Genomic DNA, 18,988 nt, shown 5'->3' on the forward strand with positions numbered 1-18,988 from the left:
TGATACCGGCTCGGCTCAGCGCGAGGCAGGGCGGAGCAAAGAGTCATACCGTCCCAGAGTCGGGGGCGCGATGCAAGTCCCGCCTGCCGCCCCGCCGCCAATCTGTGATCCAGCCGCCGCCCGGGCTCAACCCGGCTCGGCACAGGCGGCCACCCGTTCACGCCGATCCGCCGCTCGGCGCAGCCCATAGAAGCCGAGGGCACAGAGCAGCCCGAAGAGCGTTGCCAGATAGAAGGGCCACTCGGTGCCTGCCAGCAGCACCAGGCTGCCCACCAGCACCGCCAGGATCTCGCTGCCCACCGCCAGCCCGCGGTAGAGCCCCATCGCCTGCCCCTGCTGCTGGGGATGGCTGCGGTTGGAGACGGCAACCGAGGTGGCCAGCTCCCCCAGGCTCATGCCGATGCCGGCCGGGATGAAGGTGAGCGCCAGCCCCCACCACTGGCCCGGCAGCACGAACATCAGCATGCCCGCCGCCATCACCAGGTGGCCGACTATCCCCAGGCTGCTGCCACGCCAGTGGCGGGCGAGCAGCGCCCCCAGCCAGGAACCCAGCATCATGGGCACACTCACCAGCACCGCCCCCTGGGCCAGTTGCACCGGATCCCAGGCCAGCCGCTCCACCAACCAGACGTTGAAGTAGCTGAAATAGAGCTGCACAGCCCCGTAGCTGAGCAGGGTCAGCACGAAGTAGGGCAGCAGGCGAGGTTGCACCAGCAGCTGGCGGGTCGAAAGGGGCACCAGCTCCTGCGCTGGCGACACCGGTGGCCGATTGGGGATCAGCCAGAGCACCAGCAGCAGGTTGACCAGGGTCATGGCCACCGCCAGCCAGGCCGCCAGGCTGTAATCCCCCGACATTACGGCGGCATAGCCCCCTATCATGGGGCCCAACACCCAGCCCAGGTTCATGCCGATGTTGATCCTGGCGAAGTTGCGCGCCTTGGTCCTGGTAGTGCTCATGTCGGCCGCCATCGCCTGCACTATGGCGATGTCGCCGTTGAAGAAGCCCTCCAGCACCCGGCTCAGCAACAGCAGCGGCAGGGAACGCCAGGCGATCCCCAGCGCCATCAGGGCATAACCGGCCAGCACGCCGACCAGGCAGACGAGCAGTATGGGCTTGCGGCCATAGCGATCGGACAGTCTCCCGAGCCAGGGGGCCCCCAGCAGCTGGAACAGCGGATAGAGCCCCATGATGACACCCAGCCACACCTTGCGACTCCAGTCCGACGCCTCCGCCGTCAGCATGCCCTGGGCCGGATCCAGCATCAGTGGCGCCAGTACCGGCGACGGCAGACTGAAGCCCGCCACCGCCAGGGTCACCGTCATCACCAGCACCCAGAGGGTGGCCTGCGCCTTGATTCCTTCCATGTTGATTCCATTAAATAAAGTTATTTGTTTATTTATACTGCGAAGGCGCCGCCATTAAGTAAAGCGAATTATTGATTTAAATGATGCCGCTGCCCATAATGACCCCATAAGCACCGGCACCGACAAGATCCTGTTCCTGCTCGAGATGCCATAGATCCCCCAGAGCGCGCCTGTGATAACGAGAGCCACCGAATGAACGCCAGTACCGACAAGATCCTGTTACTGCTCGAGATGCCATAGATCCCCCAGAGCACGCCTGTCGATAACGAGAGCCACCGAATGAACGCCAGCACCGACAAGATCCTGTTCCTGCTCGAGATGCCATAGATCCCCCAGAGCACGCCTGTCGATAACGAGAGCCACCGAATGAACGCCAGCACCGATAAAATCCTGTTCCTGCTCAAGACCCATGGCCCCCAGAGCGCGGCCGCGCTCGGCGAGCAGCTGCAGATGACCTCCATGGGCGCCCGCCAGCACCTGATCGCGCTGGAGGCCGAAGGCTGGATTGGATTCAATGACGAGGCCCGTGGTCGTGGTCGCCCGGTGCGGCTCTGGCACCTGACCGAGCAGGCCTGGCAGCGCTTCCCCGACAGCCACAGCGAGCTGACCCTGCAGCTCATCGACAACATCCAGCAGCTGTTTGGCGAGGTCGGCATGGAGCGCCTGATCCAGCAGCGGGAGCAGCAACAGCTGGGCCGCTATCAGGCACAGCTGATCCAGCCGGCGCTGGCCGATCGGCTGGCGGGCTTGAAGGAGCTGCGCACCCGGGAAGGCTATATGGCGGACATGCGCCAGGAGGAGGATGGCAGCTGGTTATGGTGGGAGAGTCATTGCCCCATCTGCGCCGCGGCGCAGGCCTGCCGGGGATTCTGCCGCAGCGAGCTGGCGCTGTTTCGCCAGTTGCTGGCGCCGGCCAGGGTGGAGCGGGAACAGTATCTGCTGGACGGCGATCGGCGCTGTCTCTATCGCATCACCCCGGGATCCTGAGGGGCCGAACGCCGACAACAGCATCGCATCACTCCATCGTCCTGAGGGGCCGAACGCCAGAAACAACAAAGCAGGCGCCGGGATGCCTGCTTTGTTGCCTTCGGGGAGGGGGTGCTCTCATTCCAGCCCGTCGCTTCCCGATAAGGTCAGACGGCTGATGGGGCGGGTGACCCGGTAAGGTCCTTCACCACAGAGACCTGGTTGGGTATCTGTCTTGCCACCGGAAGATGCAACCATCATATCCCTCACGTCCCGGTGAGTGGTTGCGAAGTAGCAGGTATTTTCAGTTGTTTTTGCAATAGTTCACCCTTAATCTAGGAAAAGTGAATTATTAATTGCAACGAGGAACGGAGAATGCTGAAACTTGATCGTATAGACAGGCACATTCTGGAGTTGATGCAGGAGAATGGCCGCATCAGCAACCTGGAGCTGGCCGAGCTGGTCGGCCTCTCCCCCTCCCCCTGCTCGCGCCGGGTCAAAGCGCTGGAGGATGCCGGTCTCATCGATACCCATGTCACCCTGCTCAACGCCCGCCAGCTGGGGCTCACGCTCACCGCCTACATCCACATCTCCATGGACAGGCACACCCCGGAGCGGTTCGAGAACTTCGATACCGCCATCAGGGAGCTGCCCGAGGTGCTGGAGTGCGACCTCATCACCGGCAATGACGCCGACTACCAGCTCAAGGTGGTGGTGCGGGACATGGAGCACTACCAGCACTTCCTGCTGGACAAGCTGACCCACATCCCGGGTGTGACCGGCGTGCGCTCCAGCTTCGTGCTGCGCCGTATCAAGCACAAGACGGCGCTGCCGCTCAATCATCTGGGTTAACCGCCAGCCGCTGCGCTCAGGCACGGCAGCGTCAGCATGCAAAGAGGAGGCCTGGGCCTCCTCTTTTCTATTCATCGACTGTCATGCTCTGACTGGGATCAGACGGCAACCTGGCTGATATCCTGCACTTGCAGCAGCCAGCCGGCCTGCTCCTGCTGGGGCTCGCCGCTCAATCGCAACCGCTCACCGGCAGGGACCCATTGCCCCTCAGGCAGGGAGACCAGCAGGCTCTCGCTGCCGTTGTCGAACAACCAGCGATCCTCTCCCAACGACTCTATCAGATAACCTTCCATCTCCACTCTGGACTCGGCTTGCCAGGACGGCGCAACGGAATCACGGCTCTCGATGAAATCCCCCTGAACACCAAAACTGGCCAGCCCCCACAGAATGGAGAGCCCGACGATGGATGACTGCATCTTGCTTCTCCTCTCTTTGAAACTGTGGGGCCAGTATGGGAAGAGAACAATGAGCGCACCATGAACAAGGTGGCAAAGTGCAGGCGAGATCGCGAAAAAAACCGGCCAAGGGGCCGGTTCTGTCATTTTATGGTGCCTGGGTCACACTATTTGGCGGCTTTCTCTGCCATTCGCTCGGCTCTTGGCTTATTCATCCACATGGCCACGCCGCGATGATCCGCACAGATCCCCTCATCTGTGATCGCCCGAACCCGGACGCCGTCCTTGCAGATGGCCTGCCAGGCGTCGGCATCATCGATCTCCAGGGAGGAAGGCGGGTGAGCACCGTTGGTACAGGCGCTCAGCAACAACACGAGCAGAGGAAGCAAGGGTTTCATCATAGGGCTCCTGGGCATGGGGGATTCAGCGTCCCAGCTGCGCCGCGAGACGATCGCAGAGCTGCTTGAGCTGGGCCAGCTCAGCATCGTCCAGATCCAGTTGGTTACGCAAGTTGTCTGCCAGGCAGCAGGCACTGACCTCCTGTTGTAGCTGACGCCCCGCCTCGGTCAGGCAGATGCATTTTTGCCGCTCATCCTCGAGGGAGACGGCCCGGGTCAGCCAGCCCTTGCTCTCCAGGCGCTTGACGATGGGGGTCAGGGTGCCCGCATCCAGCCCGGTCTCCTGGCCTATTTCCTTGAGGCTGACATCGTCCCGTCGCCAGAGCGACAGCATCACCAGATACTGGGTGTAGGTGAGATCCAGTCTGTCCAGCAGCGGCCGGTAGGCACGCATCACCGCATTGGAGGCGCTGTAGAGGGCAAAACAGACCTGCTTTTTCAATTCACTCATGAGGCACCTCGTTGGCAAGTGGGCCCAGTATACCCCAGGACCCTGGGGGGCCGAATAATTTGCACGCAAAACAGTTGTCAACACGCGCATTCGGGACTAGTCTGGTTTTAATTTGCACACAAAGCAAGTCGGCGAGCCCGATCTGCAAACGCCCTGTCGTACCCGGGCCATCGCCCAGGCGGGCAGTGTGACCCACTGTCGCCGAGCGACACCCCACTGGAGGAAATAACCATGAGTCAGCTCAGTCATCAGATCCAACTGCTGCGTCGCCCTAGCGGCCTGCCCACCCCCGCCGACTTCGCCCTGAGAGAGGTCCCGCTGCCCGAGTTGCAGGAGGCTGAGGTGCTGGTCGCCAACCAGTGGCTGTCGGTGGATCCTTACATGCGCGGCCGCATGAGCGAGGCCAAGAGCTATGTGCCCCCCTTCCCGCTCAACGGCCCCCTCGACGGGGGCGCCATCGGCACCGTGCTGGCCTCGCGCCACCCCGACTTCGCCGCAGGGGACAGGGTCAGCAGCATGCAGGGCTGGCGAGATAGCTTCGTCGCCAACGCCGCGCAGCTCACCCGCCTGCCCAAGACCGGCTTGCCGGCCCAGCTCTTCCTCGGCGCCCTCGGCATGCCGGGCATGACCGCCTGGGCGGGCTTGCACAAGGTCGCCCGCCTGCAGGCCGGTGAGACCCTGCTGGTCTCGGCCGCCTCCGGCGCGGTCGGCACCATGGCGGTGCAGCTCGCCAAGCGAGCCGGGGCACGCGTGATAGGTTCCACCGGCTCGGCCGACAAGGTCGCCTACCTAGATACCCTGGGCGCCGATGCCGTGATCAACTACCGGGCGACGCCGGATCTCGATGCCGAGCTGGCCAGGCTCGCTCCGGAAGGCATTCAGGTCTATTTCGAGAACGTGGGTGGCGCCATGCTGGAGGCGGCCCTCAACCACATGGCCCTGCACGGTCGCATCGTGCTGTGCGGCCTCATCGATCAGTACAACAGCGAGGGGGGCGCGAGCGGGCCGCGCAATCTCTCCCAAATAATCCGCAAGCGCATCCTGATGCAGGGGCTGCTGGTCTCCGATCACTGGCAGCACTATGGTGACTTCCTGGCCGAGGCCATCCCCGCCTTCGAGGCGGGCGCCCTGCAGGCCGAGGAGACCGTCAGCGAGGGGCTGGCCAGCATGCCCCAGGCCTTCATCGGGCTGTTCGAGGGACGCAACACCGGCAAGATGCTGGTCAGGCTCTAAGCCCGCCACCGGCCGCGGGAGCCGCACGGTCGCGGCCAGCATCCCTTGCCCCCTGCCGCGGGCGTCACTGTGACAAGCGGTTGAGCAGACTGGATTAATTCCCCCGCTCCGACTCGCGGACGACTTGCACAACGGGCCCATCCGACCTAAGGTGGGCCCGTTTTGATGGTGAAATCTCGTCTCAGCAAGGAGCCTCTCGCATGTCTTCCACCCCCTATCCCCGCGTCGGTGTCGGCGTTATCTTGACCAATGCCAAGGGCCAGGTGCTGCTCGGCAAGCGCAAGGGCAGCCATGCCCCCTACTGGTCCATCGCCGGCGGTCATCTGGAGCTGGGGGAGAGCTTCGAGTCGGCCGCGATCCGGGAGGTGGCCGAAGAAACGGGCTTCGTCATCACCAGCCCCAGCGTCATCGCCGTCACCAACAACCTGGAGACTTGGCGGGAGAGCGGGCTGCACTACGTCTCGGTCACCCTGCTGGCCGAGGTGGAGGGCGAGCCGCAACTGCTGGAACCGGAAAAATGCGAGGGTTGGCGCTGGTGCGATCCCCGCGAGCTGCCCGAGCCCCACTTCGATGCCAGCCGCCAATCGATAGCCTGCTGGCTGGCCGGGCGCTGCTATCTGCCACAACCAGGCCAGCCGGCAGAGTGACCATCGCCCGCTGGCTGGCGGGGCGCTGCTATCTGCCACAACCAGGCCAGCCGGCAGAGTGACCATAGCCTGCGGGCTGGCCGGACACTGCTACCTGCCTGCAGCACACCCCGATTTGTCATAAAAAAGTCACCGCTTTGTCATATCATCCCCCGGTGTCGATGATGACGAACAGGGAGTGACGAGGTGGGGCAGGTATTCATTCAATTTCTGTGGTTGGGCTGTATCAGCTTCGGCGGGCCCGCCGCCCACATCGGCTATTTCCAGCGCACCTTAGTCACGCGGCTTGGCTGGCTCAGCCAGGCCGAGTTTGCCCAACTGCTGGCGCTGTGCCAGCTGTTGCCGGGCCCAGCCTCCAGCCAGCTAGGCTTCGCCATCGGTCGCCAGCGGGCGGGACTGGGCGGCGCCCTGGCGGCCTTCGTCGGCTTTACCCTGCCCTCCTTCCTGCTGTTGCTGGCGGCGGCCATCGGCCTCGGCCAGCTGAGCAACAACCTCTGGCTGGATGCCGCCCTGCACGGCCTCAAGCTGCTGGCGCTGGTGGTGGTGGCCGATGCGGTGCTCACCATGAGCCGCCAGTTCTGCAAGAGCCCATTGCAGCAGGGCATCATGGTGGCCACCGCCGCCGCGCTCTGGTGGCAGCCCGGCCTGCTGACCCAATCAGCCATGCTGATCGGGGCCGCCCTGCTCTGCGCCCGGCAGGCAGCACCGGCAGGCTCCCACCCCGTATCCGCCCATCCGCCCCACTGGCCGACCCTGATCCTGTTCGGCCTGCTGTTTGTCGGCCTGCCCTGGCTGGCTCAGAGCCCGGCCAGCCAGCTGTTGGCCGACTTCTATCGGGCGGGCAGCCTGGTGTTCGGCGGCGGCCACGTGGTGTTGCCGCTGTTGCAGGAGAGCGTTGGCCACAGCCTCAGCCAGCCGCAGTTCCTGACCGGCTACAGCCTGGCCCAGCTGGTGCCGGGCCCCATGTTCAGCCTGGCCAGCTACCTCGGCGCCTTGCTGCTGCCGGCCACGCCACTCCTGGGCGCCCTGCTGGCGACCCTGGCACTGTTCCTGCCAGGCTTTCTGCTGCTGTGGGCCATGGGGCCCTGCTGGCAAAGCTGGCTGGCCCGACCCCGCCTGGCAGGGGCGGTGACGGGGATCAACGCCGCCGTGGTGGGGCTGCTGCTGGCCGCTCTCTATCAGCCAGTGTGGCAGAGCGCCGTGCTGGCCCCGACCGATCTGGCGCTGGCCGCCATCGGCTTCTATCTGCTGCGCGTCATCAGGCTGCCCATACTGGCGCTCGCCGCCCTGCTGGTCGGCGCCAGCCTGCTGCTGATCTGAGGGCCAACCAAGACCCCATAAAAAAATGGCGCCTCCGCAAGCGGAGGCGCCATTTTTCATTTCCGAAGTTTTCAGACGTCTGTATCGGGCTCGAAATCCAGACTCAGGCTGTTGATGCAGTAGCGCTGGCCGGTCTCGGTCGGTCCGTCGGGGAAGACGTGGCCGAGGTGGGAGCCGCACTGGCTGCAGGTGATCTCCACCCGTTTCATGCCGTGGCTGCCATCCTCGGTGTAGGTCACTGTGCCCTCGATGGCCTTGTCGAACGAGGGCCAGCCACAGCCCGAGTCAAACTTCGCATCCGAGTGGAACAGCACGCTCTTGCAGCAGACGCAGAGGTAGTCACCGCTCTTGCGGTTATGGAGCAGGGCGCCGCTGTAGGGGCGCTCTGTGCCCTTCTCCCAGCAGACATGAAACTGCTCGGCGCTCAGTCGATTGCGCCATTGCTCGGGATTGTTGCCGCTCATACTGACTCCTTGCCATTTATCACGGCGCCCAGCATACCCACTCGGACGCCCCGACTCTACCCCGCCAGCGGGAACTGTGATCCCGCTGGCAACAAGACGGCAACATCCGGCACGGCCACCACCCCTTCCTTGGCCAGGGTCGCCGCCGACAGGGCGACCCGCTCCAGCAACTTGAGGGAATGGGCGCGCCCCACCGTCACCTGCCGCTTGATGTCATCGGGCAGGAAGGGCAGGCCATCGTTGGTGGCGGTGTCTATGGTCTGGATCCACTCCAGCCCCTCCCCGGGCGGCGGCAGCCGGAACTGGATGTCGTAGTCGCTGGCGTTGAACAGCACATACCAGCGCTCCCCCTCGCAGTCGATCATGCCGATGTCCATGGCGAATGCCTGGCCCATGGGGGAGTGCCAGTCCTGATCCGTCAGTTGATGGCCATCGGGATGGTACCAGTTGACCCTATGGCAGCTGGTGGCAGTGCCATTCCAGCTGTCGTCGCTCAGTTGCAGGTTGGAGAAGACCCCGGACTCTGCCCGCAGCGCCATCATCTGCTGGGTGAAGGCGAGCAGCCGCTCATCCTCCGGCCGCCACTGCCAGTTGACCCAGCTTATCTGGTTGTCCTGGCAGTAGGCGTTGTTGTTGCCAAGCTGGCTGCGACCCATCTCGTCCCCCGCCAGGAAGTGCGGGGTGCCCTGGGAGAGCAACAGGGTGGCGATGAGGTTGCGCTTCTGCTGCTGGCGCAGGTTGTTGATCCTGGGATCCAGCGTCGGCCCCTCGACGCCGTGGTTGGAGGAGAGGTTGTTGCCGTGGCCGTCTCTGTTGTCCTCGCCATTGGCCTGATTGTGGCGCTGGTTGTAGGAGACCAGATCCTCCAGGGTGAAGCCGTCGTGATAGCAGAGGTAGTTGACGCTGGTATGGGGGGCGCGCCAGTTCTTCGGGAACAGATCCCGCGACCCCACCAGCCGGGTGGCCAGATCCCCCATCTTGCCCGCGTCCCCGCGCCAGAAGGCGCGCACCGTGTCGCGATAACGGTCGTTGATCTCCAGCCACTGACTCGGGAACTGGCCAAGCCGGTAGCCGAAGGGGCCTATGTCCCAGGGCTCGGCAATCAGCTTGACCCGTGCCAGCACGGGATCCGCCATCATGGCCTTGAAGAAGGCGCTCATGGGATCGAACTCCCCCGCCTCCCGCGCCAGGGTGACCGCCAGATCGAAGCGGAAACCATCGACCTGCATCTCGGTGACCCAGTAGCGCAGGGCATCCAGCACCAGCCGCAGGCTGTTGGGGTGATCCAGGTTGACGCTGTTGCCACAGCCGGTCACGTTGGCGTGACGGTGGTAGTCGGGGCCATGGGCGCCCGCCTCGAAGGCGTAATAGCCCGCGTTGTCGAAGCCCTTGAGCGACAGCACCGGGCCATCGAAGCCGGATTCGGCGGTGTGGTTGTAGACCACGTCCAGTATCACCTCGAGCCCGGCCCGGTGCAGCTCGCGCACCATGGTCTTGAACTCGGTCACCGCCTCCCCCGTTCCATAGCGCGGCTCGGGGGCGAAGAAGGCGATGGGGTTGTAGCCCCAGTAGTTGGTGAGCCCCAGCTGCTCGAGCCTCGGCTCGGACATGAAGGCGGCCACCGGCATCAGCTGCACCGAGGTGATGCCGAGGGAGCTGAGGTGCTCGATCATCAGCGGATGGCTGATGCCGAGGTAGCTGCCGCGCAGCGCCGCCGGCACGCCGGGGTGCTGGCGGGTGAAGCCCTTGACGTGGGTCTCGTAGATGACGACGCGCTCCGGCGGGATGCCGGGCTTGCCGACCCCCTGCCAGTCGAAGTCGTCAGCCACCACCACCGACTTGGCCACCATGGCCGCGCTGTCCCCCTGATAGAGCTTGTCATCCCAGTGGGTCGCCCGGCTGAGCGCCTTGGCGTAGGGGTCGATCAGCAGCTTCTCGGGATCGAACAGCATGCCCTCCTGGGGCGCGCCATGAACCCGGTAGCCGTAGCGCTGGCCGGCCTTGACGCCGCGCACATAGCCGAATCGGTATTGGCCGCGCCGGCCGGGCAGGGCCAGCCGGGCGAGCTCCTGCTCCTGCTCGTCGAACAGGCAGAGCTCCACCTTGTCCGATTGGGGCGCCCAGACGCAGAAGTGACAACCGGTCTCGTCGAGCAGGGCCCCCAATGGGTGGTCCTGCCCCTTTTCCATTGCAAACATCAGGACTCCTGTTTGATGAACAAGGTCGCAAGCGGCGGCAGATCCAGCACTATGCTCTGCGCCATCCCCTGCCAGGGGGTCGGCTCGGCGACGAAGGTCAGACCCACATCATAGTTACTGCCCCAGTAATGCTCGCTGTCGGTATTGAGCACCACCCGATAGTGGCCCGCCGCCGGCACCCCGAGCCGATAGGCGAGACGCGGCACCGGCGTGAAGTTGCAGGCCACCATGATGGGATTAGCGCCCTGCTTGTCGGCTCGCAGCCAGGCGAAGACGCTGTTGTCCGCATCGTTGTGATCCAGCCAGCGGAAGCCACGCTGTTCATAATCGCCCTGATACAAGGCAACTTCATGACGATAGAGCCGGTTGAGATCCCGGATCAGCCGCTGCTGGCCGCCGTGCTTGGGATACTGCAGCAGGTGCCAGGGCAGCTGGGCGTCGTGATTCCACTCGTTGCTCTGGGCGATCTCGGTGCCCATGAAGTTGAGCTTCTTGCCGGGATGACCGTACATGAAGCCCATGTAGGCGCGCAGGTTGGCGGCCTGCTGCCACTCGTCCCCCGGCATCTTGTAGAGCAGGGAGTGCTTGCCGTGTACCACCTCGTCGTGGGACAGCGGCAGGATGAAGTTCTCGTCATAGTGATACACCATGGAGAAGGTCATGTCGTTGTGGTGATAGCGGCGGTACACCGGCTCCTTCTGCATGTAGCTCAGGGTGTCGTGCATCCAACCCATATTCCACTTGAAGCCAAACCCCAGCCCGCCGAGGAAGGTGGGACGGGAGACGCCGGCGAAGGCGGTGGACTCCTCGGCGATGGTCATGGTGTGGGGATACTTGCCGTACACCTCTTCGTTGGTCCACTTCAGCAGGCTGATCGCCTCGTAGTTGTGGTTGCCACCGTCGACGTTCGGCACCCACTCGCCGGCATTGCGGGAGTAGTCCAGGTAGAGCATGGAGGCGACAGCATCCACCCGCAGGCCGTCGATGTGGAACTTGTCGAGCCAGAACAGGGCACTCGCCACCAGGAACTGGCGCACGTTGTTGCGGCCAAAATCGTAGATGTAGGAGTTCCAGTCCGGGTGCCAGCCACGGCGCGGATCCTCGTACTCGTAGAGCGGCGTGCCGTCGAAACGGGCAAGGCCGTGGGCATCCGACGGGAAGTGGGCCGGCACCCAGTCCAGGATCACACCGATGCCGGCCTGGTGGCACTGGTCGACGAAATACTTGAAGTCATCGGCGCTGCCGTAGCGACTGGTGGGCGAGAACATGCCCACCGGCTGGTAGCCCCAGGAGCCGCTGAAGGGGTGCTCGGAGACCGGCATCAACTCGATATGGGTATACCCCATGTCGGTGACGTAGTGGACCAGCTCCACCGCCAGCTCGCGCCAGCTCAGACTGTCGCCGTTGGGATGGCGCTTCCAGGAGCCCACGTGCAGCTCATAGATGGAGAGCGGCTGCTCCCGCTTGTCGGTACGCTGGCTCTCGCGCCAGGCGGCATCCTGCCAGCCGTACTGCTCGTGGTCATAGATGACGGAGGCGAAGGACGGATACTGCTCGCAGTAGAAGCCGACCGGATCGCTCTTGTGGGGCAGCCGGTGGCCGGCCGGATCCTTGAGCTCAAACTTGTAGCGATCCCCCGCCTTGAGGCCGGGTACAAACAGCACCCAGTGACCACACTGGCTGCGCTGCATCGGGTGGCGGCGACCGTCCCAGAAGTTGAAGTCGCCGATCAGGCTCACCGCAGTGGCGCTCGGCGCATAGACGGCGAAGCGCACCCCCTCCACCCGCTGGCCGAGGTGTTCCACGGTGCGCAGCTGGGCGCCCAGGGTGTGATAGAGGTTTTCCGGCTGGAACGTCAGCTCCGCCAGTCCCTCCCAGGCGGCAGCCTGAAACTGATAGGGGTCGACACACTCGGTGCTGGCATCGGGGTAGCTGGCGATCAGCTGATAAGGGAAGGGATTCTTGCGACGGGTGAAAACAGTTTCAAAAAGGCCCGCTTCATCGGCGGCAGTCAGGGTGGCAACCAGCTTGCCGGACTTGAGATCCTGGACGCGAACCTCGAGGGCATCGGGCAACCAGGCGGTCAGTTTCAGGCCTGGTCCATCCGGGTTAGCCAGCAGGCCTAGATGGGAGAAGGGATCGGCACAGCGGGCGGCAACCAAACGTTCAACGGGCATCGACATTTCCTTTCATGGCTGAACACCCACTCCGGCCGAAGCCGGAGTGGGTGAGAGTGAGTCACAGGTTGGCGACAGTGGCTCAACGACTGGCCTCATCACGGGCCTGGCTCATCTTGCCTGCCAGCACCTTGAGTGCCTCATCGGCAAAAATATCTTCCAGATCCTTAGAGAGCTTGCGACGCCAGTTCGGGTACTCGTAACTGGTGCCCGGCACGTTGACCGGCTTGTCCATCTCCAGCCAGTCTTCCAGCTGGGTGCTGAACAGGGCGCAGCTGCCACGGGACATGTGCAACTGCAGGCCATGGTTGAGCTCGGTGTTCATGCCGACCCAGTTCACATCATGGCTGATGTTGCCAGAGATGACGCCATGGGCATGCAGGCTATCGAGGATCCGCTGCTTGGCCTGATGACGATCAGCATACAGTGTCTTCAGAACGTCTTCATCCGGATACAATCCCAGCTCGCGACCCAACGCCAGATCGTCGCAATGCCAGAACCCCTTCAGGGTCGGCATGTCGTGGGTGGTCAGCGCCGACATCGCCTGCTCGGTGTAGTGCGCCGGCGAGATGAAGCCACCGTCGGCCTTGGAGCGTTCGAAGAAGAACACCTTGTAGGAGTGCACGCCGTTCTCTTTGAGGGTGACGTCTATGCCTTCCGGCACTGTGCCGAGATCTTCCCCGATCAGCAGACACTGATTGCGGTGGGATTCGAGCGCCAGTATCCCCAGCAGATCGTCGACCGGATAATAAATGTAGGCGCCCTTGGCGGCGGACTCTCCGGGCGGTACCCACCACAGACGCAGCAAAGCCATCACGTGGTCGATGCGCAGCGCCCCGCAGGAACGCATGTTGGCACGGAACAGGTCCACCATCGGCTGATAGGCCGCCTCAAACAGCTGGCTCGGGTTCATGGGGGGCAGGCCCCAGTTCTGACCAAGCGGGCCCAGGATGTCGGGCGGCGCGCCGACCGAGGCCTTGGGGCAGTAGAGATCCCGGTTGGCCCAGATCTCGGTGGATCCTTCGGAGACACCCACCGCCAGATCCCGGTAGATCCCCATCACCATGCCGGCCGCCTTGGCGCGGGCATCCGCCTGCGCCAGCTGTTCGTCCGCCAGGAATTGCAGGTAGAGATAGAAGTTCACATCCTGGCTGTAAGCGGCCATCCAGGCCGCCACCTCGGGGTTGTGATAATCGCGGAAGGCATCGGGCCACACCGGCCAGCCCCAGGCGTTTTCACCCTTGGCATAGAAGTGCGCCTGCAGCGCATCGAACGCCGCCTGCTGTTGCAGGCTGTCGCCGCCGGCGGCCACGAAACGCTCAAACTCGGCCTGGCGTACGGCACCCAGGCTGGCCTGGTCGAACACCTGGCGCAGGATGCCGAGCTTGGTCTCGATGACACCGGTGTAGTCCACGCTCTCCTTGGCCCGCAGGGCTGCAAGGTGCTGCTGGAACGCCGGATTGGCGACTTCCGCCTTGAGGCTGTCGTTGGCCAGAAACTCGGGCACCGCCTCCACGTCGATGTAGGCCAGATTCAGCCAGCGACGGGAGGAGGGACTGTAGGGGCTGGCGCTCTCCGGATTGGCCGGATAGAGCGCATGGATGGGGTTCAGGCCGACGAAGTGGGCCCCCCAGGCGGCAGCCTGCTCAACCAGCTGGCCGAGATCGCTGAAGTCCCCCATGCCCCAGTTGTGGCGGCTGCGCAGGCAATAGAGCTGCACGCTCGGGCCCCACACCTTGCGACCGTTGGCGATGGGAGCCTGCTTGTAACAGGATTTGGGCGCGACTATGAGACGCATGCTGGCCAGCGGCTCGTCATTGCCCTCTTCCAGCAGGGTCAGCTGGTGATAGCCAAGCTCGGGCTGCACCGCCAACGCCACGCGATAGGCCTGGCACTCCATCTCTTCAAATTCGGCGACGCCGACCAGCTCACCCTCGATCGGCGTGATCTGGCCCGTCAGGAACGCGCCCTGCTCCAGGCTGAGTTGCCAGTGGAGGGCGTCGTTGACGAACTCGATGGGCAGACGGAGTTCGAGGCTGATGGGTTCGCCGCTGCGCACCACCATCACGGGATCCAGTGGACGCAACCAGTGCTGGCGATGCTCTTGCTCAAGCTGCTCGCTCAGGGCAGCCTCGTCATCGACGCGGTAACCCATGGCGCCGAGCATGGCGGCCTTGCTCTCTTCGGATACCAGAGCCGGCTGGCCCCAGGCATCAACATACTCGCTGGCGATACCTTTGGCGGCAGCCAGCTGTTCAATCAGGGTGGTCATAGTTTGAGAATTCCCGCTGTGGATTCTATCTATATGATTAATTTTTATGGGTGGTACTTGAACAGTGGCTCTTTGGCCATGCTAAACCGCGCACATTTTTACATATCTCCCTGGCTGGATGTGTGACCAGACAGGCACTATTGTTGATCTCTGTGACGCGAACCAGCCGATGACACTTTCGACAAAAGTTGGTAGTCAGTTACATAAACCGAAAATAAATTTCACAGTTTTTCATGATATAGCGCAATTTCGCGCAGATTGTTGGTTGACTCACGGGTGAGTTCTAGTAAATTTACAAACGGAATTTTCTTTGACTACTGAACAGTTAGGTAACCAATTATGACTATCAAAGTAGGTATTAACGGTTTTGGCCGCATCGGCCGTTTCGTCTTCCGTCTGGCCGCTGAGCGCAACGACATCGAAGTGGTTGGTATCAACGACCTGATCGACGTTGACTACATGGCTTACATGCTGAAGTACGACTCCACTCACGGCCGCTTCAATGGCACCGTTGAAGTCAAAGACGGCAACCTGGTTGTCAACGGCAAAACCGTACGTGTTACCGCTGAGCGTGACCCGGCAAACCTGAAGTGGGATGCCATCGGTGTTGACGTTGTTGCCGAAGCCACCGGTCTGTTCCTGGACGACGCGACTGCTCGTAAGCACATCGCTGCCGGTGCCAAGAAAGTCGTACTGACTGGTCCGTCCAAAGACGCTACCCCGATGTTCGTCATGGGTGTTAACGACTCTACCTACGCTGGCCAGGACATCGTTTCCAACGCTTCCTGCACCACCAACTGCCTGGCCCCGATCGCCAAGGTTCTGAACGATACCTTCGGTATCGAATCCGGCCTGATGACCACCGTCCACGCTACCACTGCTACCCAGAAGACCGTTGATGGTCCGTCTGCCAAAGACTGGCGCGGTGGCCGCGGTGCGGCTCAGAACATCATCCCGTCCTCTACCGGTGCTGCCAAGGCTGTTGGCGTCGTTATCCCGGAACTGAACGGCAAACTGACTGGTATGGCTTTCCGCGTACCGACTCCGGACGTGTCCGTTGTTGACCTGACCGTCAACCTGAAGAAAGCCGCTACCTACGCCGAAATCTGCGCAGCCATGAAAGCAGCCTCCGAAGGCTCCATGAAGGGCGTGCTGGGCTACACCGAAGATCAAGTGGTTTCCACTGACTTCCTGGGTGAGCGTCAGACTTCCGTGTTCGATGCCAAAGCTGGTATCGCACTGAACGACAAGTTCGTTAAAGTTGTATCCTGGTACGACAACGAAATGGGCTACTCCAGCAAGGTTCTGGACCTGATCGCTCACATCTCCAAGTAATTTGGGATGCGCAATCAAGTAGCTTGAAAAAAGGCGGCCATTGGCCGCCTTTTTGTATTCTGGATCCGCCGACCTCTTCCTTGAATGTGCGCTAGCACAGGAGTCTTCATGCAACCGACACGCACTCTGACCGCCCACTGCAGCCTCAGCCACGAGACGGGCCAACCCTTGCTCTCTATCGACAATGGTTACGCCAAGGCCGAGATCAGCCTGTTTGGCGCCCATGTGCTGCGCTATCAGCGCCACGGCGAGCCCGCCTCCCTCTGGCTCAGCGACAAGGCCGTGCTGGATGGCAGCAAGCCCATCCGCGGCGGCATTCCGCTCTGCTGGCCCTGGTTCGGCCCCGCCCCCGCGCGCGTTGGCAGCGGCAAGCCTGCCCATGGCTTCGCCCGCACCAGCCTGTGGACGCTGGATGGCGTCTCCGACCACGAGGAGGGCACCCTGGTGCACCTCTCCCTGACCGACAGCGATGCCAGCCGCGCCCTCTGGCCCCACCCCTTCGAGCTGGATCTGGATGTGCTGGTCGGCAAGGAGCTCTCCCTGGTGCTGACCACCCGCAACACCGGGCAGGAACCCCTCGTCTACAGCGGAGCCCTGCATACCTATCTGCAGATAAGCGCGCCAGAGGCCGTCAGCGTGACCGGTCTGGGCGAACCCTACCTGGACAAGGTGGTCGGCGGCCAGCACGCGCAGCAACAGGGTTTCCTGACGCTCTCAGGCGCCCTGGATCGCATCTATCTGAACGCAGAGACCACAGTTGTCGTCCAGGATGGGGATCATCGCATCGGGGTGACCAGCGGCAATCACGACAGCGTGGTGGTGTGGACCCCCTGGCTGGAAGGAGCCACCGCCATGGCCGACATGAGCGATGACGGCTATCGCACCATGCTCTGTGTCGAGACCGCCATCACCGATGAGGCCGGTGTCACAGTCGCCGCTGGTGAGGAACACAGCCTCTCCACCGTGATCATCTGATCCCAAGGAACGGCGGCGCGTCATGTGCCCCTGCTGCGAGCGACAGCCATAACAAGAGAGGGCACCCAATGGGTGCCCTCTCTACGTTCCATGCCTCGATGGGTCAGGCATTGCCCTGGGTCTTGAGCCTGAGTTCGGCGGCAAAGTTCAGCATCCGATCGAGCGGGATCAACGCCTTCAGCCGCAGCGCTTCATCGACCAGGATCTCGTGGTGTTCGGCACCATCTGTCAGGGCCTCCTTGATCGCCACCAGGCCGTTCATTGCCATCCAGGGGCAGTGGGCACAGCTGCGGCAGGTGGCGCCATCGCCCCCGGTCGGTGCCTCGACCATCTCCTTGTCCGGACAGGCCTGCTGCATCTTGTAGAAGATGCCGCGATCGGTGGCCACGATCAGCTTCTGCTGGGGCAGCTCCCTCGCCGCCTTGATCAGCTGGCTGGTGGAGCCCACCGCATCGGCCAGCTCGATGACCGAGGCCGGTGACTCCGGATGCACCAACACGGCCGCGTCCGGGTTCTGGGCCTTGAGCTCGCGCAGGGCCTTGGCCTTGAACTCGTCGTGCACTATGCAGTGACCCTGCCAGCGCAACATCTCGGCCCCGGTCTGCTTCTCGATGTAGGCCCCGAGGTGTCTGTCCGGGCCCCAGATGATCTTGTGACCCTGACTGTCGAGATGCTCGACGATCTCCAGCGCAATGCTGGAGGTCACCACCCAGTCGGCGCGCGCCTTGACCGCCGCCGAGGTGTTGGCATAGACCACCACTATGTGGTCGGGGTGGGCATCGCAGAAGGCGGAGAACTGGTCGATGGGGCAACCCAGATCGAGGGAGCACTCCGCCTCCAGGGTCGGCATCAGCACCCGCTTGTGCGGGCTCAGGATCTTGGAGGTTTCCCCCATGAAGCGCACCCCCGCCACGATCAGGGTCTGGGCCGCGTGATCCCGGCCGAAGCGCGCCATCTCGAGGGAGTCGCCGACGAAGCCACCAGTGGCCTCGGCCAGCGCCTGGATCTCGGGGTCCGTATAATAGTGGGCTATCAGTACCGCCTGACGCGATTCGAGCAGGGCCTTGATCTCGGTGATCAGGGCAGCTTTCTGTTCGCTGGTCAGCGGAGCCGGCTTGGCCGGGAAGGGGTAGTCCATCTCGATAGCCGGAGGGACACTGCTCAGTGCATTGCTCATTGCGACTGTTCCATCAACGCTTGGAAAGGCAAAAATTATAACCAGAAGCCGAGCGCAAGCCCACCAACAAATCTGGCGAGATACAAGTGCCTAAATAGGTTCGTGAATTTCTCGGCCGCGCCGGTAGCCGGCAGGCGCTGGATGCAAAAAAGCCCGCTATGCAGCGGGCTCTTGGCGTTCTATCACAAGCGGTCGGCTCGAAATATGGTGGTCGTTACTGGGCTCGAACCAGTGACCCCCTCCTTGTAAGGGAGGTGCTCTCCCAGCTGAGCTAAACGACCTGGGATAAGGCTAAATGATGGTGGGTCGTGCTGGATTCGAACCAGCGACCAATTGATTAAAAGTCAACTGCTCTACCGACTGAGCTAACGACCCATCTAAATCATTTTTACAAACTGGTGGTCGTTACTGGGCTCGAACCAGTGACCCCCTCCTTGTAAGGGAGGTGCTCTCCCAGCTGAGCTAAACGACCTGGGATATGGCTAAATGATGGTGGGTCGTGCTGGATTCGAACCAGCGACCAATTGATTAAAAGTCAACTGCTCTACCGACTGAGCTAACGACCCATCTGTATCATTTTTTACAAACTTGGTGGTCGTTACTGGGCTCGAACCAGTGACCCCCTCCTTGTAAGGGAGGTGCTCTCCCAGCTGAGCTAAACGACCTGGGATATGGCTAAATGATGGTGGGTCGTGCTGGATTCGAACCAGCGACCAATTGATTAAAAGTCAACTGCTCTACCGACTGAGCTAACGACCCATCT

General features: G+C 62.7%; 16 protein-coding genes and 6 tRNA genes. 7 read left to right on the forward strand and 15 right to left on the reverse strand.

Annotation, left to right across the window (positions count from 1 at the left end):
- Positions 1-126 precede the first annotated feature (126 nt).
- Positions 127-1,365, reverse strand: coding sequence for an MFS transporter (locus KW825_RS18915; RefSeq protein WP_218330083.1), 1,239 nt, complete (start codon positions 1,363-1,365; stop codon positions 127-129).
- A 366-nt stretch (positions 1,366-1,731) separates the two neighbouring features.
- On the opposite strand from KW825_RS18915, the gene KW825_RS18920 reads away from it, so the two are divergent.
- Complete coding sequence (locus KW825_RS18920; RefSeq protein WP_042651287.1) at positions 1,732-2,352, forward strand: metalloregulator ArsR/SmtB family transcription factor; 621 nt, start codon at positions 1,732-1,734, stop codon at positions 2,350-2,352.
- 354 nt (positions 2,353-2,706) lie between these two features.
- Positions 2,707-3,183, forward strand: a complete 477-nt coding sequence (locus KW825_RS18925; protein ID WP_042651288.1) for an Lrp/AsnC family transcriptional regulator — start codon at positions 2,707-2,709, stop codon at positions 3,181-3,183.
- Between the two features lie 98 nt (positions 3,184-3,281).
- On the opposite strand, the gene KW825_RS18930 is transcribed toward KW825_RS18925, so the two are convergent.
- The 3 genes from KW825_RS18930 to KW825_RS18940 form a co-directional block, all read right to left on the reverse strand.
- Complete coding sequence (locus tag KW825_RS18930; protein WP_042651289.1) at positions 3,282-3,599, reverse strand: hypothetical protein; 318 nt, start codon at positions 3,597-3,599, stop codon at positions 3,282-3,284.
- Between the two features lie 146 nt (positions 3,600-3,745).
- Positions 3,746-3,976: a hypothetical protein gene (locus KW825_RS18935; RefSeq protein ID WP_042651301.1), complete on the reverse strand. Its 231-nt coding sequence runs from the start codon at positions 3,974-3,976 to the stop codon at positions 3,746-3,748.
- A gap of 25 nt (positions 3,977-4,001) precedes the next feature.
- The gene (locus tag KW825_RS18940; RefSeq protein WP_042651290.1) at positions 4,002-4,427 is read right to left on the reverse strand and encodes a MarR family winged helix-turn-helix transcriptional regulator; all 426 of its coding nucleotides are present in this window, start codon (positions 4,425-4,427) and stop codon (positions 4,002-4,004) included.
- A 231-nt stretch (positions 4,428-4,658) separates the two neighbouring features.
- Here KW825_RS18940 and KW825_RS18945 point away from each other — a divergent pair, with 231 nt between their 5' ends.
- From KW825_RS18945 to chrA, 3 genes are all read left to right on the forward strand, one after another.
- On the forward strand, positions 4,659-5,660 hold the full coding sequence (locus KW825_RS18945) for an NADP-dependent oxidoreductase (RefSeq protein WP_218330084.1): 1,002 nt from the start codon (positions 4,659-4,661) through the stop codon (positions 5,658-5,660).
- A 200-nt stretch (positions 5,661-5,860) separates the two neighbouring features.
- A complete protein-coding gene (locus tag KW825_RS18950) occupies positions 5,861-6,307 on the forward strand; it encodes an NUDIX hydrolase (protein WP_218330085.1) in 447 nt (148 codons plus the stop codon).
- Between the two features lie 186 nt (positions 6,308-6,493).
- Positions 6,494-7,627, forward strand: coding sequence for a chromate efflux transporter (gene chrA / locus KW825_RS18955; RefSeq protein ID WP_218330086.1), 1,134 nt, complete (start codon positions 6,494-6,496; stop codon positions 7,625-7,627).
- 71 nt (positions 7,628-7,698) lie between these two features.
- On the opposite strand, the gene msrB is transcribed toward chrA, so the two are convergent.
- The 4 genes from msrB to malQ form a co-directional block, all read right to left on the reverse strand.
- A complete protein-coding gene (gene msrB / locus KW825_RS18960; protein WP_218330087.1) occupies positions 7,699-8,091 on the reverse strand; it encodes a peptide-methionine (R)-S-oxide reductase MsrB in 393 nt (130 codons plus the stop codon).
- A gap of 56 nt (positions 8,092-8,147) precedes the next feature.
- Positions 8,148-10,289: a glycogen debranching protein GlgX gene (glgX, locus tag KW825_RS18965; RefSeq protein ID WP_218330088.1), complete on the reverse strand. Its 2,142-nt coding sequence runs from the start codon at positions 10,287-10,289 to the stop codon at positions 8,148-8,150.
- On the reverse strand, positions 10,289-12,466 hold the full coding sequence (gene glgB, locus KW825_RS18970) for a 1,4-alpha-glucan branching protein GlgB (RefSeq protein WP_218330089.1): 2,178 nt from the start codon (positions 12,464-12,466) through the stop codon (positions 10,289-10,291). Before glgB ends, glgX begins: the two co-directional genes overlap by 1 nt.
- A gap of 82 nt (positions 12,467-12,548) precedes the next feature.
- On the reverse strand, positions 12,549-14,738 hold the full coding sequence (gene malQ, locus KW825_RS18975; RefSeq protein WP_218330090.1) for a 4-alpha-glucanotransferase: 2,190 nt from the start codon (positions 14,736-14,738) through the stop codon (positions 12,549-12,551).
- 339 nt (positions 14,739-15,077) lie between these two features.
- Between malQ and gap the strand changes: the two genes are divergently transcribed.
- A complete protein-coding gene (gene gap / locus KW825_RS18980) occupies positions 15,078-16,073 on the forward strand; it encodes a type I glyceraldehyde-3-phosphate dehydrogenase (RefSeq protein WP_042651298.1) in 996 nt (331 codons plus the stop codon).
- Between the two features lie 108 nt (positions 16,074-16,181).
- Positions 16,182-17,048, forward strand: coding sequence for a D-hexose-6-phosphate mutarotase (locus KW825_RS18985; protein WP_218330091.1), 867 nt, complete (start codon positions 16,182-16,184; stop codon positions 17,046-17,048).
- 103 nt (positions 17,049-17,151) lie between these two features.
- On the opposite strand, the gene nadA is transcribed toward KW825_RS18985, so the two are convergent.
- The 7 genes from nadA to KW825_RS19020 all read right to left on the reverse strand — a co-directional run bounded on the left by nadA (position 17,152) and on the right by KW825_RS19020 (position 18,984).
- Entirely contained in the window at positions 17,152-18,225 is a 1,074-nt protein-coding gene (gene nadA / locus KW825_RS18990) for a quinolinate synthase NadA (RefSeq protein ID WP_218330092.1), read from the reverse strand.
- A 205-nt stretch (positions 18,226-18,430) separates the two neighbouring features.
- Positions 18,431-18,506: transfer RNA gene (locus tag KW825_RS18995), tRNA-Val, on the reverse strand.
- A gap of 18 nt (positions 18,507-18,524) precedes the next feature.
- A tRNA-Lys gene (locus KW825_RS19000) sits at positions 18,525-18,600 on the reverse strand.
- Positions 18,601-18,621: 21 nt separating this feature from the next.
- A tRNA-Val gene (locus tag KW825_RS19005) sits at positions 18,622-18,697 on the reverse strand.
- 18 nt (positions 18,698-18,715) lie between these two features.
- Positions 18,716-18,791, reverse strand: a tRNA-Lys gene (locus KW825_RS19010).
- 23 nt (positions 18,792-18,814) lie between these two features.
- Positions 18,815-18,890 (reverse strand) — tRNA-Val (locus KW825_RS19015).
- An 18-nt stretch (positions 18,891-18,908) separates the two neighbouring features.
- Positions 18,909-18,984, reverse strand: a tRNA-Lys gene (locus KW825_RS19020).
- Positions 18,985-18,988: the final 4 nt, after the last annotated feature.

This window comes from Aeromonas sp. sif2433 (genome assembly GCF_019218705.1).
GTDB classification, from domain to species: domain Bacteria; phylum Pseudomonadota; class Gammaproteobacteria; order Enterobacterales; family Aeromonadaceae; genus Aeromonas; species Aeromonas encheleia.